This is a genomic window from Aeromonas sp. PrichA-15, from assembly GCF_017939245.1.
GTDB lineage: Bacteria > Pseudomonadota > Gammaproteobacteria > Enterobacterales > Aeromonadaceae > Aeromonas > Aeromonas caviae.
The window spans coordinates 1-13,071 of record NZ_JAGKRH010000028.1; the positions used below are offsets into that span (position 1 = coordinate 1).

18 protein-coding genes and 1 pseudogene are annotated in these 13,071 nt (G+C 61.8%); 5 read left to right on the top strand and 14 right to left on the bottom strand.

Annotated elements, in window-relative coordinates; genetic code table 11:
* The 3 genes from J9889_RS04620 to ahpF form a co-directional block, all read left to right on the top strand.
* Positions 1 to 233: hypothetical protein (locus J9889_RS04620; RefSeq protein WP_210556036.1), on the top strand; the 233-nt coding region annotated here is incomplete at its 5' end.
* Between the two features lie 232 nt (positions 234 to 465).
* Positions 466 to 1,032 (top strand): alkyl hydroperoxide reductase subunit C, encoded by a 567-nt coding sequence (gene ahpC / locus J9889_RS04625; protein ID WP_010675074.1) that lies wholly within the window; start codon positions 466 to 468, stop codon positions 1,030 to 1,032.
* Between the two features lie 142 nt (positions 1,033 to 1,174).
* Positions 1,175 to 2,758 carry an alkyl hydroperoxide reductase subunit F gene (ahpF, locus tag J9889_RS04630; RefSeq protein WP_052816412.1) on the top strand — a complete coding sequence of 528 codons (1,584 nt, stop codon included), beginning with the start codon at positions 1,175 to 1,177 and terminating at the stop codon, positions 2,756 to 2,758.
* Between the two features lie 71 nt (positions 2,759 to 2,829).
* Here the strand turns inward: ahpF and J9889_RS04635 are convergent.
* The 13 genes and pseudogenes from J9889_RS04635 to J9889_RS04695 form a co-directional block, all read right to left on the bottom strand.
* Positions 2,830 to 4,148, bottom strand: a pseudogene (locus tag J9889_RS04635) (MFS transporter).
* Between the two features lie 286 nt (positions 4,149 to 4,434).
* Entirely contained in the window at positions 4,435 to 4,752 is a 318-nt protein-coding gene (locus tag J9889_RS04640; RefSeq protein ID WP_210556037.1) for a hypothetical protein, read from the bottom strand.
* A 310-nt stretch (positions 4,753 to 5,062) separates the two neighbouring features.
* Positions 5,063 to 5,437: a hypothetical protein gene (locus J9889_RS04645; protein ID WP_210556038.1), complete on the bottom strand. Its 375-nt coding sequence runs from the start codon at positions 5,435 to 5,437 to the stop codon at positions 5,063 to 5,065.
* Positions 5,438 to 5,923: a hypothetical protein gene (locus J9889_RS04650; RefSeq protein WP_210556039.1), complete on the bottom strand. Its 486-nt coding sequence runs from the start codon at positions 5,921 to 5,923 to the stop codon at positions 5,438 to 5,440.
* Complete coding sequence (locus tag J9889_RS04655) at positions 5,920 to 6,147, bottom strand: hypothetical protein (protein WP_210556040.1); 228 nt, start codon at positions 6,145 to 6,147, stop codon at positions 5,920 to 5,922. The genes J9889_RS04650 and J9889_RS04655 overlap by 4 nt, the downstream gene beginning before the upstream one ends.
* A 178-nt stretch (positions 6,148 to 6,325) precedes the next feature.
* Positions 6,326 to 6,565, bottom strand: coding sequence for a hypothetical protein (locus J9889_RS04660; protein WP_210556041.1), 240 nt, complete (start codon positions 6,563 to 6,565; stop codon positions 6,326 to 6,328).
* Positions 6,565 to 6,843: a hypothetical protein gene (locus J9889_RS04665; RefSeq protein WP_210556042.1), complete on the bottom strand. Its 279-nt coding sequence runs from the start codon at positions 6,841 to 6,843 to the stop codon at positions 6,565 to 6,567. The genes J9889_RS04660 and J9889_RS04665 overlap by 1 nt, the downstream gene beginning before the upstream one ends.
* A 488-nt stretch (positions 6,844 to 7,331) precedes the next feature.
* Positions 7,332 to 7,940, bottom strand: coding sequence for a replication protein P (locus J9889_RS04670; RefSeq protein WP_210556043.1), 609 nt, complete (start codon positions 7,938 to 7,940; stop codon positions 7,332 to 7,334).
* Positions 7,937 to 8,695: a hypothetical protein gene (locus J9889_RS04675; RefSeq protein WP_210556044.1), complete on the bottom strand. Its 759-nt coding sequence runs from the start codon at positions 8,693 to 8,695 to the stop codon at positions 7,937 to 7,939. The genes J9889_RS04670 and J9889_RS04675 overlap by 4 nt, the downstream gene beginning before the upstream one ends.
* Before the next feature lie 124 nt (positions 8,696 to 8,819).
* Positions 8,820 to 8,996: an AlpA family transcriptional regulator gene (locus J9889_RS04680; protein WP_210556045.1), complete on the bottom strand. Its 177-nt coding sequence runs from the start codon at positions 8,994 to 8,996 to the stop codon at positions 8,820 to 8,822.
* 185 nt (positions 8,997 to 9,181) lie between these two features.
* Positions 9,182 to 10,426 (bottom strand): integrase arm-type DNA-binding domain-containing protein, encoded by a 1,245-nt coding sequence (locus tag J9889_RS04685; RefSeq protein WP_210556046.1) that lies wholly within the window; start codon positions 10,424 to 10,426, stop codon positions 9,182 to 9,184.
* Complete coding sequence (locus J9889_RS04690) at positions 10,426 to 10,803, bottom strand: hypothetical protein (protein WP_210556047.1); 378 nt, start codon at positions 10,801 to 10,803, stop codon at positions 10,426 to 10,428. Before J9889_RS04690 ends, J9889_RS04685 begins: the two co-directional genes overlap by 1 nt.
* An 18-nt stretch (positions 10,804 to 10,821) precedes the next feature.
* Positions 10,822 to 11,055 carry a hypothetical protein gene (locus J9889_RS04695; RefSeq protein WP_210556048.1) on the bottom strand — a complete coding sequence of 78 codons (234 nt, stop codon included), beginning with the start codon at positions 11,053 to 11,055 and terminating at the stop codon, positions 10,822 to 10,824.
* Between the two features lie 180 nt (positions 11,056 to 11,235).
* On the opposite strand from J9889_RS04695, the gene J9889_RS04700 reads away from it, so the two are divergent.
* Positions 11,236 to 11,415, top strand: a complete 180-nt coding sequence (locus J9889_RS04700; protein ID WP_210556049.1) for a hypothetical protein — start codon at positions 11,236 to 11,238, stop codon at positions 11,413 to 11,415.
* Positions 11,416 to 11,539: 124 nt separating this feature from the next.
* Here J9889_RS04700 and J9889_RS04705 read toward each other — a convergent pair whose 3' ends face one another.
* A complete protein-coding gene (locus tag J9889_RS04705; protein WP_052816420.1) occupies positions 11,540 to 12,289 on the bottom strand; it encodes a class I SAM-dependent methyltransferase in 750 nt (249 codons plus the stop codon).
* A gap of 228 nt (positions 12,290 to 12,517) precedes the next feature.
* On the opposite strand from J9889_RS04705, the gene J9889_RS04710 reads away from it, so the two are divergent.
* Positions 12,518 to 13,003 carry a VOC family protein gene (locus J9889_RS04710; RefSeq protein WP_052816421.1) on the top strand — a complete coding sequence of 162 codons (486 nt, stop codon included), beginning with the start codon at positions 12,518 to 12,520 and terminating at the stop codon, positions 13,001 to 13,003.
* Positions 13,004 to 13,071 lie beyond the last annotated feature (68 nt).

The window sequence follows — 13,071 nt, forward strand, 5'->3', positions numbered from 1 at the left end:
ATAACCTGGCCAGAAGGAGGCAATATCAATATGATGCACGGCGACAGCAGGGTGATGGTGGTGGTGTGTTTGGAGACAACCAGTTTACCAGCACCCTGTCTGTCAACTTCCACTTTCCCAGGATCCCGCGAAGAACCTTTTTTTATCCCTCTTTTTTCTACTGCGCCGCCTCGTCTGCCCCCTTCTCTGCTCACGCAATGAAAACAAATCCGGCCCAGCCCTTGAAAATGTGACATGCAGGACAGAAATTGAACTTCGACAATGAGTTATCTCCGAAGGCCTGAGATATTCATGTTAGGTACAGTTGTGATGGTCTATCTAATAAATAGATTTATGTGATTCAAAATTGTGGCTTTGACCGATTAGAAAAAGTCACTATGATGACTCCATCGAAAGTTAAGCGCCTCGTCTGGCACGACTCTTCAACACCAGACAGGCATATGTACATCACCAAGGAGCAAATACATGTCTACCTACATCAACACTGAAATCAAGCCGTTCAACGCCACCGCCTACCACAATGGCAAATTCGTTCAGGTGTCTGACGCTGACCTGAAAGGCAAGTGGTCCGTGGTGTTCTTCTACCCGGCTGATTTCACCTTCGTCTGCCCGACCGAGCTGGGCGACCTGGCCGACAACTACGCCGAATTCCAGAAGCTGGGCGTCGAGATCTACGCCGTCTCCACCGACACCCACTTCACCCACAAGGCCTGGCACGACACTTCTGACACCATCCAGAAGATCCAGTACCCGATGATCGGCGACCCCACCGGCACCATCACTCGCAACTTCGGCGTGATGATCGAAGAAGCTGGCCTGGCTGACCGCGGTACCTTCGTCATCGACCCGCAAGGCGTCATCCAGATCGTTGAAATCAACGCTGGCGGCATCGGCCGTGACGCACTGGAACTGCTGCGCAAGGTCAAGGCTGCCCAGTACGTTGCTTCCCACCCGGGTGAAGTGTGCCCGGCCAAGTGGAAAGAAGGCGACGCCACCCTGGCCCCGTCCCTGGATCTGGTAGGCAAAATCTAAGCCTCCCCGCTCTGAAGACCGGCCCGTTCAAGGGCCGGTCTTGTTTACGGCCCTCAGAAAATGCGCCGGTCTGCTGTGTGGACCTCTGTTTTCTGTATCCGGTCATCGTGCCGGCCCGCATTCAGCAAGAAGGAATTCGACCATGTTAGATACCAACCTCAAACAACAACTCAACGGTTACTTGCAGTACATCGTCAATCCCATCGAGATCAGCGTGTCCGGCAATGACAGCGACAAATCCGCCGAACTCCTGGCATTGGCCAGCGAGATTGCCGAGATGTCCCCCAAAATTTCCCTGACCGATGGCACCAATGCCCGCAAGCCTTCCATGAGCATCGCGCCCCAGGGCCAGGCCCCGCGCGTGCACTTTGCCGGCATTCCCATGGGTCATGAATTCACCTCCCTGGTGCTCGCCCTGCTGCAAAGCGGCGGTCACCCCTCCAAGGCCGATCCGGCCGTGCTGGAGCAGGTGAAGAACCTCAAGGGCGAGTTCCACTTCGAGACCTATATTTCACTCTCCTGCCACAACTGTCCGGACGTGGTACAGGCCCTGAACCTGATGTCCACTCTGAATCCCGGCATCACCCACACCATGATCGACGGTGCCCTGTTCCAGGATGAGGTGAACGAGCGTCAAATCATGGCGGTCCCGAACGTCTACCTGAACGGTCAGCCGTTCAGCCAGGGCCGTATTTCGCTGGAAGAGATCGTCGCCAAACTCGACACCGGCGCTGCCGAGCGCAAGGCGCAAGAGCTGAGCGAAAAAGCGCCTTATGACATGCTGGTGGTGGGCGGTGGCCCGGCCGGCGCCGCCGCGGCCATCTATGCCGCCCGCAAAGGCATTCGCACCGCCATTGTCGCCGAACGTTTCGGTGGCCAGGTGATGGACACCGTCGGCATCGAGAACTTCATCTCCGTGCCCTACACCGAGGGCCCCAAGCTGGCCGCCAGCCTGGAGCAGCACGTCAAGCAGTACGGCGTGGAAGTGATCACCGAGCAGCGTGCCGCCGCCATCAGCAAGGATGGTTACGTCAACGTGGATCTCGCCTCCGGTGCCACCTTGAAGAGCCGCGCCGTGATCCTGGCGACCGGTGCCCGCTGGCGCGACCTGAACGTGCCGGGTGAACTCGAGTACCGTACCAAGGGTGTGGCCTACTGCCCCCACTGTGACGGCCCCTTCTTCAAGGGCAAGCGCGTGGCGGTAATCGGTGGCGGCAACTCCGGCATCGAGGCGGCCATCGATCTGGCCGGCATCGTCGAGCACGTCACCGTGGTGGAGTTCGCCGATACCCTGCGTGCCGACGACGTGTTGCAGAAGAAGGCCCGTTCCATGGGCAATATCGACATCATCATGAGCGCCCGCACCACCGAAGTCATCGGCGACGGCAGCAAGGTGGTGGGCATGGACTACGAAGATCGCACCACCGGCGAGATCAAGCATCTGGCGGTGGCCGGCATATTCGTCCAGATAGGCCTGGTGCCGAACACCGAGTTCCTCAAGGGGAGCGAAGTGGCCCTGACCCGCTTTGGCGAAATCGAGATCGACACCAAGGGTGCCACCTCCCTGCCCGGCGTCTATGCCGCAGGGGATGCCACCACGGTACCGTTCAAGCAGATCATCATCTCCATGGGGGCAGGTGCCACCGCCGCCCTGGGTGCGTTTGATTACCTCATTCGCAACCCGGCGCCGGAAGCACAAGCTACCCAGGCCGATGCCACCGCCTGATAACCGCCGCCCAACAAAAAACCGACTCCCTGGAGTCGGTTTTTTTATCCCTGTCGTTGGGTCGGCAGCCTTCAACGCCCCTGCGGCGCGTCCCTCTCCTGCCCCTCTTCACTCACCGCTCTCTCTTCTGCATCAGGCACGGCATAGCTCGCCGGCACTGCCTCCCCTTCCAGATCCGTTCTTGGCTCCAGCTCCGCCGTCATGGGGGTGTTGGGGGGCACCGGCATGAAAACCTGATGCTCCGTCAGCGGAATGGGGGCTCGCTTACGCCTGCGCCAGCCGAGATAGGCCGACAGCAGCAGACCGCACAGGGCAAAGTAGACGAACAGCCCCTGTGGTCCGAACGTTGCCATGGTAAAGGGGGCCAGCAGCGGACCCGTCATGGCCCCCAGGCTGTAGGCAAGCAGCAACCCCTGGTTTGCCCCCAGCACCTGATCCGGGCGCAGTTCATCGCAGGCATGGCTGAGGCTCAAGGGATAGATGGAGAACGCCATGCCCCCCAGCAGGAAGACAAGAGTCCCCTCGACTGGCTCACGCCAGGGCTCCGGCAGCAGCACCATCCACAACGCGATCAGGGTCAGCAGGGCGCAGAGCAGCAGGATCACCAACCGTCTGTCGTAACGATCAGATGCACGTCCGATAGGATATTGCAGACACATCCCCCCCAGGATCACCAGCGCCATCATGTCCGCCACCTGGGAGAGGGAGGCACCGCTGTCGGTGAAATAGAGCGGCAACAGCCCATAGATGGCCCCGAGGATGAGGCCCGAGGTAAAGCTGCTGCCCATCCCCGCCGGAGTGAGGCGCACCAGCTCCAGCATTCCCACCGGCTGGGGTGCCACCATGGCCGGCGTCGCCACTCGGGAGAGAGCCAGAGGCACCACGGAGAGAGTCGCCGCCATGGCGCACAGGGCGAACGGCGTCAGCACCATGGGGTCCACCTGCTTGAGCAGCAGCTGGCCCAGGGCAAGTGAACCGTACAGCAGGATCATGTAGAGGGACATCAACCGCCCCCGGTTCGCCGGGGTGCTTGAGACCAGCATCCAGGACTCCAGCACCACGAACAGGCCGCCGGTGGCAAACCCCCGATCAGCCGCAGCGCCGCCCAGGTGACAGGCTCCACCACCATGCCGTGCAGCAGAAACAGAAAACAGAGCAGGGAGGCATAAGCCGCATAGGCCCGGATATGCCCCACCCGGATGATGAGGCGGGCATTGATGAAGGTCCCCAGCACCAGGCCGCCGAAATAGGCAGCCGACACCAGACCGATGGCCTGGGCGGACACCTGCTCGGCGGAGAGACGCACCGTCAGCAGGGTATTGAACAGACCGTGACCCAGAATGAAGATCACCAGACTGGTCAGGGGGGACAGCAACCTTGTCAGTGCCATGGAGTCTCCTCGCAATAAAAGGGTCATGGTAGCCCCTGCCTCCCGCCCCCTTCAACCCGAATGCCCTCCCCCTGCGGGGCTATGCTTGACGGGAACCCCACATGGAGATCCGAAAGATGAGACTCATGCTGTTGTTGGCCGCCCTGCTCTTTTGCGGCAGCGCCCTCGCCTTCCACTGCCCCATGGACAGCGAGACGGGGACCAGCAAGGCCAGCAACGGCGCGGCATAGAGTGGTGACGCGCCGGGTTCATGGTACTGGCCGTGGTACATTTTCCCGCTGATGGGTCAAGACAGCGCCCCCGCCGTACCCTCCCACGCCTTCCACGCCTTCGCCCTGGCCTTCACCCTGGCCCCGGCCCGCTTGGGGATGTCTTGCGCCACCGCGCACCACGCATCGCTCGCTTCATCAACCCGGATCCGGGCCAGGGCGTCAGCGCCGATACCCAGGGCAGGTTTGCCGGGTCTGGTCGGTGCCTTGGGCTGCTCCACCCGCTTCATGGTGCCGACACCCAAGATCATGCACACAGCATCAGCCACGGCCACCAGCTCACCGGGTAGAGCGCTCACAACGCCCGGAGCGGAGACAGCGGCAACCGTCTGCATGGCAACCTTGCGAACGGGTTTCCTCCCTGCTCGTTTCGACTTGTTTTTGCGTGAGAAGGAAGCCCCATAGCAGGCTCTCACGTGAGCCGTAAAGCTGGTGGCTATGATGGCATTGCCCACGCTCGCGGACAGCGCCTGATGCGGCGTGGCGAGGCCAGCAGGACGGGGAAGGGACGGGAACGGCAGGGCGGCGGCAAACATTGGTTAGGACCTCCAGATTGGGGCCATCCTGGCCGGGTATCACGCGCTCCTATGCGAAGTTTTCAGGGTTGCGGAGGTCATTGCCCCCAGGATTTCACGCAGCGACGCGCTATGGCACATCCATATGGACCCTGTTACCAGGGAAGCGGTATCCGGCGACCAGGGACAGCTCGCCGGGGGTGTATCGGTCGCCAGCATCAGCCACCAGCACCTCAAGCGCGACACGCTCGGGGGCCAGCAGCTCGCCCGCTTCCCACAACCACACGGGCCAGGGGTAGGCGTCCCCGAAGTCGTTGAAGCTCTCCAGGGTCAGCCCCTGCCGGGTGGCGCCGGAGCGCAGGGCAATGGCTCCCAGGGCCTCGTCAAGGGCACCGTGGTAGGAGGTGCGGGGATCGCGGTCCAGGTACTCGGAGACGACAACCCATCGGCTCCGGGTCTGCTCGCCCTCCGGCGCCTCCAGGGCGGTCAGGTCAACAAGGCGCATTTAGATGGCCTCCCCTGCCAGGATAGAGCGGGTAACGGCTTCCTTGGCAGCGTAGGGCAGGTCAAGGTCACCCTTGATTTCACCCCAGAGCTTGAGGAGCTGGAGTTTCGTCATCCCCGACATGGGCGAGTCAGCAAACAGCCGGGACATGGCGACCGTGGCGCCCAGGGCTGCCGGGAGGCTGTTCGGGGTGCCTTCCGGGCTGATCTTGATACCCAGGTTGTAGATCTTGTCCAGGCGCCGGACCTGCTCCACCAGCAACCCTTTCGCGTCACCGAACTGGACTTCGATAACAGCGCTCCGGGCCTTGTTCACGGCGTCCTTGATGTGGGGTTGGCTGGCCCAGTCGCTGGCCCTCTGGCGAACGTGGGGACTGTCCGGCTCGCGGGCAATGTGGGTCCGGTATGCCTCGGTCAGGTTGCCCGTCTCGATCCAGAGTTCCAGGCAAGCGCGGTCCTTGATGCGCAGGGGCTTGGCTACGGTCATGCACCCCCCTTACGCAGGCGCTGGCGCAGGTGGCGCAGGTCGCCCAAGGCTCGCTGGTGGATGGCCTCATTGCCGAAGGTGCGGGATGGCAGGGCTGACAGGTCGGCGATCACGGCGGCCAGGATTTCATCATTGGTGCGCTCGGACAGGGCCTTGGCCTTGATGGCCTGTTTGGCGGTGAGGCCCTTGCCGAAGTCGGCGGGGAAGTTGGTTACATCGTTCATGTGTGTCTCTCGCTTGTACCACCAGCGGGGCCAGTGGGCGATAATGCAGTTTTGCGCTATCAATGAAATCAATGACTTGGCGGCCTTGTCTCGCTGCTCAACCGTCAGTAGATGCCCAGTCCACCAGCAGCGACCAGGGCAATCCAGGCGCCGAGCAGCAGGTAGAACAGCCAGGGGATCATGGGCGGGCCCTCATGCGGGCCTGGGAAGCCTCGCGGCGGTCATGCACCTTCTGGCAGTCCTGGCAGAGGCCAGACAGGCCGACCTCAAGCAGGGGGCGAGAGCGCTTGCACCACTTGCAGACCCGGCGCAGGCGTCCGTCTGGCTCGGGAGCGGCGTTCACCTGCACCACTTGGACGGCTTGGACCCCTTTCGGCTGGTGGGAGCGACCCAGCAGCCAGTCCAGTGCGCGGCCCATCAATGCCGACCCGTGTAGCCCTTCGGGCGGCAACGTGCGATACACCCGGCGAGGTATTTTGTCATCTGGGGCAGCGGGTCTTTCTCGTTGCCTACGCCGTTGGCGTTCTGGTGTGCCAGGAAGGCGTCACGCACCTTGCTGGCCTCCGGGTTGCGCAGGCGGTCGATATTGCCCTGGGCCCAGGCGATCAGGTTCTGGTCACGCTGGAGGGCGTCAGGCTTGGCGTTCTCCAGGTCGATGGCTTGTTGGTAGTCGGATTCGCGCAGGTCGGTGCTCATGGTATGGCCTCGTTTGAGTGATAAATGGTCAGCTTATGATGAACGGTCATCATAATTGTCCGGGTAATGTACTGGAACGGGCCCGTTGGATACAAATCTGGCTGGTGGGCAGGCAAAAGAAAGCCCGCCAGGGCGGGGAGCCGATGGCGGGCAAGAGTAGTCAGCGAGACTGGGTGCAGTGTGCCAGGGGGCGGGGGGCGGTTACAAATCGGGTTGGTGGAAGTAACCAGGGGGCGGTGTACCACTACTGACACCACGACCCAGCCCGATTATTTTCATTGTTCCTACGAATCAATCACTTGCCCGCGTCCCCTCGCTGCCTATAGAGCATGGGGAACAGGGGCCAGAACTGGCCGGGGGCGTCCGGTTGGGCGGTGTAGTGCAAAACTGGCTTTCGCAGTGAAGGGCGTCAAGCGCCAAGGCCTCGTCCGTGGGCCCGAGGAGGTTAGGGTTACCTCCACACTGGGAAAACCGTCTTTGTGGTGTGCTTACCCGCCCCGCTTCGGTCGGTACTTGGCGAGGATGGCAAGGCGTTCATCCTCGGTCAGCTCGGCTGGCTTGTGCTCGATGCCCTTCCGACCCTTGATGGCCTGCCACTCGGCGTCCAGATCTGCACCACCAGCAGCACGGGCCACTAGCTCGTCGTATTTGCGCTTAAACAACCTCTCCCACTCGTCCGCCTTGACGTTGCCGCCATGCCACTTACAGGCCCTGGCAGCGAGCTTGACGGCAGCCGGGGCCAGGGGGTCGCGCCTGCTTGCCATGCGGGCCGCCTCGTCATCGTCAGGGAGGCAGAGGTCAGTTGCTGACACCTTGCACCACGCGATGAACGTCCCCACCGATGGCAGGAAGGGGGAGTTGTGCGCCCTGGCCTTGGTCATGCCTCGCCCAAGCTGCTCGCGGGTGGTGATCCCGTTCTCACCGAACGCCTTGAGCCATTCCATTCGCGCCCTCTGCTGCTGCTCCTCGTTCGGCCATGCAGTGTGCCATGCAGGGAAGATGATCTTGAGCTGTTCAAACAGCTTCGCCATCACTGTGAGGTCAAGGGCTGCCACGATCTGCTGGTGGCCCTGGCCGGGGATTGCTGGTGTTGTCAAAACGATTCCTCCAGATACTGGTTTGCGAATTCCACATCAGCCGGGGTGGCTGTTAACTGATAAACACGGTTTTGCATGGACGATGGTGCGGGCCTGTTCTGCTGGTAGCTCTTTAGCACCCATTCAGCCTTGAACCCTGTCCAGCCCCTGGTATCCCATTCACCTATGATTTGCTCGTCAGATAGGCCACCAGCCCTCGCCTTGGCAAACTCCTGGGCCAGGATGCCTATCACCCTCTGACTGACCTTGCCCTTGCTGCCATGCTTCCTCCTGATCGCCTTCACGGCGTCGATGTGTTCGGGTGTCAGGTTGATAGGCGACCAGTCCAGCTCCTGCACCAACTTTTTCGTCGCGCCAGCGACAAGATCTGTTGAACTACCATCTTCTTTATCCCTGTGTTCATTATTCTTACTGTGGGGCTCTGCTGGGCTTTTGCCGGGGCCTTGCTGGGGCTCTGCTGGGGCATTCTCCAGCGAACGCATTGATATTATTGAAAATTTAGCTCGGTTTTGCTGGGTGATTTCCCCGGCGTCTGCAAGTTGCTTCATGATGCGCCGGATTACGTCCTGACTGATGCCAGTTTTGTCTGCCCATTGGGCCCGACCGAATACCAATTGACCCCGCTTAAGGTGGACTGTCTGGCCGCAAGCCGTAACAGTGCGATCCTTGATTGCGGCCTCGCGCAGAAGTCGGGCGTACAGGTGCGACCCCGCCGGGTCTTTCTCGAACATCTCCAAAATGCGGCGCTGTGCCATTACGAAACCCTCCATTACTCATGGTCTCTCTCTATGCCACCCAGACAGTCAGGGGCGGCGCCTATGTGGCTGATTAGGAAGGATTCCCCGGACTTGGGGAATACCGCTGGTGCGGCTGGTGGTACTAGCCAGCGATGCGGGAGGCGATCCAGGCATCCACGGCGTCACTCGGCCATGCGGAGCAGCGGGCGGACAGCTTCACCGGAGCCGGGAAGCGGCCATCGGCGATCAGCACGTACATGGTGGAGCGGGACAGGCCGGTTTTTGCCAGAACAGACTTGATGCGGAGAAGTTGGGGCATGATGCGTTCCTCTGGTGCGGGGCTGGATTGCCCTCGCTTCAATGGGCGTATCCTGGACGAACTGGGATAACGAGACAAACCGGGCATCGGTCCGTTATTGTGCCACCCTCCCCATGTCCCTGATGCGCAAGGGGATTCGACCACCAGCGATGCGGGCATAAGAAAGGGAGCCTAAGCTCCCAGTTTCACGCCACCAACTCCAGCCCTCGCCGCCCGGCCTCCAGGTTGAACACCCCCGCCCTCGCTCGCTCAATGTGGGCAGACCACCACGCCATCATCACAACGCGCTGGGTCAGGTGGTTGGCATGGTTGTAAGACGCCGCCACCTTGTCTTGCAGGCCGTGAGCGAGCGCAGCCTCCACCACCATATGGTTGAATCCGGCCTCATTCAGGGTGGTTGACCCTAGCGCCCTGACCCCGTGCGCCGTCTGGCGATCCTGGAAGCCAAGGCGCTTAAGCGTGATGTTGAGCGTTGACGGGTGCATGTGCTCCAGCGGCTTCCCCCTGTTCGGGAACAGGTGTTCACGGTTTCCAGTGAGACGCCGCAGCTCGGCCAGGATCGCCAGGGTTGAATCGGTCAGGGGGATGATGTGCTCTTTGCCAGCCTTCATCCTGCTCGCGGGTATGGTCCAGGTGCGGGCCTCCTCGTCGATCTCCTCCCACCTCGCGCCAGCAGTCTCCGCAGGTCTGGTCAGGGTGTGGAGCTGTAGCAGCAGGGCGGAGCGGGTCAGAAATTCCATGGACCCGGTATCTATGGCTCCCACCAGCTCCGCGATCCCCTCCATGGGTAGGTGCGGGTTGTTCTCCCGCTTTACCTTCTTGAACACCTGCTTGATGCCCGCGCATGGGTTGGCGTCTATCAGGCCGAAGTTGACAGCGTAGGTCATCACCTCGTTGATGTTGGCGCAACACCGCTTGAGGGTGTCCAGCTTGCCCGCAACCTCCAGCGGACGGAGCATGGCGATCACAGCAGGAGCCCGGACGTCGGCTATCTGGACCTTGCCCAAGCCCGGAAGAATGTGCAGGTCAAACCGCGCCTGGACCTCTCCGCAGTGCTTGGGCGTGTGTTCCGCTGCCTTCAACTCCATGAGCTGGGCCACCAGCGCCCCGAAGGTGTTTACCTGGGCGACCCTCTCCGCCTCCTGGCGGGCCTTCCGGTCGGCTGCCGGGTCAACCCCCTGGGCAATCAAGGCTCGCGCATCCTGGCGCATCTGGCGAGCCAGGGCGAGGCCGACATCAGGGTATTGGCCGAATCCCATATTGGTCCTCTTGCCGCTGGTGGGGCTCACGTACTTGAACACCCAGGACTTGCTGGACTTGCTGATCCGCAGCTCCAGGCCGGAGCCGTCGCGGCGGGTGTTGTTGGCTGGAGTGTTGGGGTCAAACTTGGCCGTCTTCACGGCGCTATCGGTCAGCGGCTTCAGGGCCATTACTTCACCGCCTTGGCTTTGGTCAGGATCCAGCCAGTGTCCTCTGACCATGTGCGCCACAGGGATTCGCAGAAATCAATGGGGTTATTGTAGGCCCCGGCAAGGTAGCCAGAAGCCCAGGCCGACTGCCATGTGATTTGTTCGCTGATCTGCTCTCTGGTATACGCCTGATCATGTAGAAGGGTGATCGCCGCAGCCGCCATCTCCTTGGATAGGGCTTGCCATCCGTCCTCAAGGTTGCGCTGCTCGGAGGCGCACACCTCGGCCCATGTCGAGTACCTGATAGCCTGCTTGTAGGCTGGCGCCTGTGCGGCCATGGAGGGGGCGCTCAGAGCGGACAGCAGGCCGACCAGTGCGATGTTGTTCAGTAATTTCATGACATCTACTCCGGTCGGTTACAGGGTCGGGCCAAACTTGTTGGCAATAGCCCAGTCGATAGTCAACTGCTCGGCGGCCTCCATGTCACCGGCTGCCGTAGCCTCGGCGATCATGGTGATGCGGAGGGCTTGCTCGGCAGCGTGAGCCTCGGCGGCCCTTTTCCGCGCCTCATATGCGGCCTTCTCGCGGTAATGGTTCCTGATCATCCAGGCGATGCCGATGATTGTCACGGTGGCGGTGATGGTGTCCATGATGTTACCTCGCTGATGTACCACGGGCCGATCCCAGTGGTACGCGCAATGGTACATTTTGGGGTAGCTCCCCCCAAACATTACCGGATTATTTCGGACAACCTGGAAAGGCTAGATTCAGTTACGGCGCGGCCCAGAGGGACTTTTCAGGATTTTCATGGACTTAGAAAATGATGCCCCATGGACATGAAGAAGATAGACGACGCCCTGGCCGCAGGCCCCGCCCTCAGTGCCGAGCAACTGGCCGAGGTGAAGCAGTTGAGGGCGAACGGAGAGACCCTGCACAACGCGGGCAAGCATCAGGAATCGGTCGATACTCTGGCCAAGGCCATGGCCATTCTCAGCATCGATCAGGGCTGATACCGCCCCTTCGCCGCGCGACGGTCTCTTTCGCATCGCCCGGATACAGACCGCCAAAATGAAACAAGGCCCTCGCCATCACTGGCGGGGGCCTTTTCACTGCGGATGTCAGCGCTGAACGGGGCTACACCCGGCCACTGTAGACCAGAGTGCAATAGTTGAAGGCTATCTTGCCGTCAACGGCATGGCGAGCAAACTCGCGGCGAACGAGCGCCGTCATCTGATCGTGGGCCGGCGTGCCCGCCACAGGCGCATAGGAGGAGGAGTTGAGCCGTCCAAGCACCCCGTCAAGATCGAATAGCTGGCTGTTCTCGAAGCGATCGAGCCGGTACTCCCCGGTGAAGAAGGCGCGAAAATCCGCCTCACCGAGGTTGCGATGATTGACCTCCTCGTAATCCCCCGAGTAGGCGTGCAGCCCCTCTTCATAGGCCTTGAGAAACGGGGTGTTCGTCAGCCTGTCATTCCAGATGAGGGCGACCTGGCCACCGGGCTTGAGCAGCCGCTGGCACTCCTGCCGAAAAGCCGCGCGATCGAACCAGTGAAACGCCTGGGCGACCGTCACCAGATCCATCGCCCCCGTGGGCAGGCCCGTGGCTTCCGCACTGCCGTGCAGCCAGCCGATGTTCCCCACCTGGGCGAGCAGCCGTTTGGCGGCTGCCCGCATATCGTCGTTGGGCTCCACCGCCCAGACCCGCGCGACCCGGGGGGCCAGCAGGGCGGTCAGGATGCCGGTGCCCGCGCCGATGTCGGCCACCTGGGCCTCTGGCCCCATGGCCAGCTCCCTTGCCAGAAAATCCAGCATGGCGACGGGATAGCTGGGGCGATACTTCACATAGGCCTCGACCCGGGTCGAGAATCGCTGGGTACTGTCCATGGCAGACTCCTCTCTTGCTGCGGCCTTCATGCCGGCTCCCGGCCTGGTGACCAGGATCCCCATGCCACTACACTTGACCCCATCATGCAAGCCCCAAGCGGGTGGCAAACGGCGTACAGGCTGGCTTGCCACCCAGCGAAGCCGCAGGCGCTGCGGGCGGCAGGATACCCATCGGGGCGCCCGCTCACGGGCGTCGAAGGACAAACACCAGGATGGAGCTGCGACACAATGAGACCAGTCAAGAACAGGATTTGCCTCTGGTATGACGGGGATGCCGAGGAGGCGGCACGGTTTTACGCCAGCCTCTTCCCCGACTCCGCCGTCGGTGCCGTACACCGGGCCCCGGCCGACTATCCCGCCGGCAAGAAAGGGGACGTGCTGACGGTCGAGTTCAGGGTGATGGGGATCCCCTGCCTCGGCCTCAACGGCGGGCCCGGGGTCCGCCACAACTGGGCCTTCTCGTTTCAGGTGGCTACCCAGGACCAGGCCGAGACGGATCGTTACTGGCACGCCATCATCGACAACGGCGGTCAGGCGAGCGAGTGCGGCTGGTGCCAGGACAAGTGGGGCATCTCCTGGCAGATCACCCCTCAGGTCCTCATCGAGGCGATAAGCGATCCCGACCCCGAGGCAGCGAGGCGCGCCTTCGAGGCCATGATGCAGATGGACAAGATTGACATTGCCACCATCGAGGCGGCGCGCCGGAGCGAGTAGCCCGTTCGCGCGGGCGCCACACACAACAAGGCCACCCCTGGGGGTGGCCTTGTGCGTATTGGCTGTCA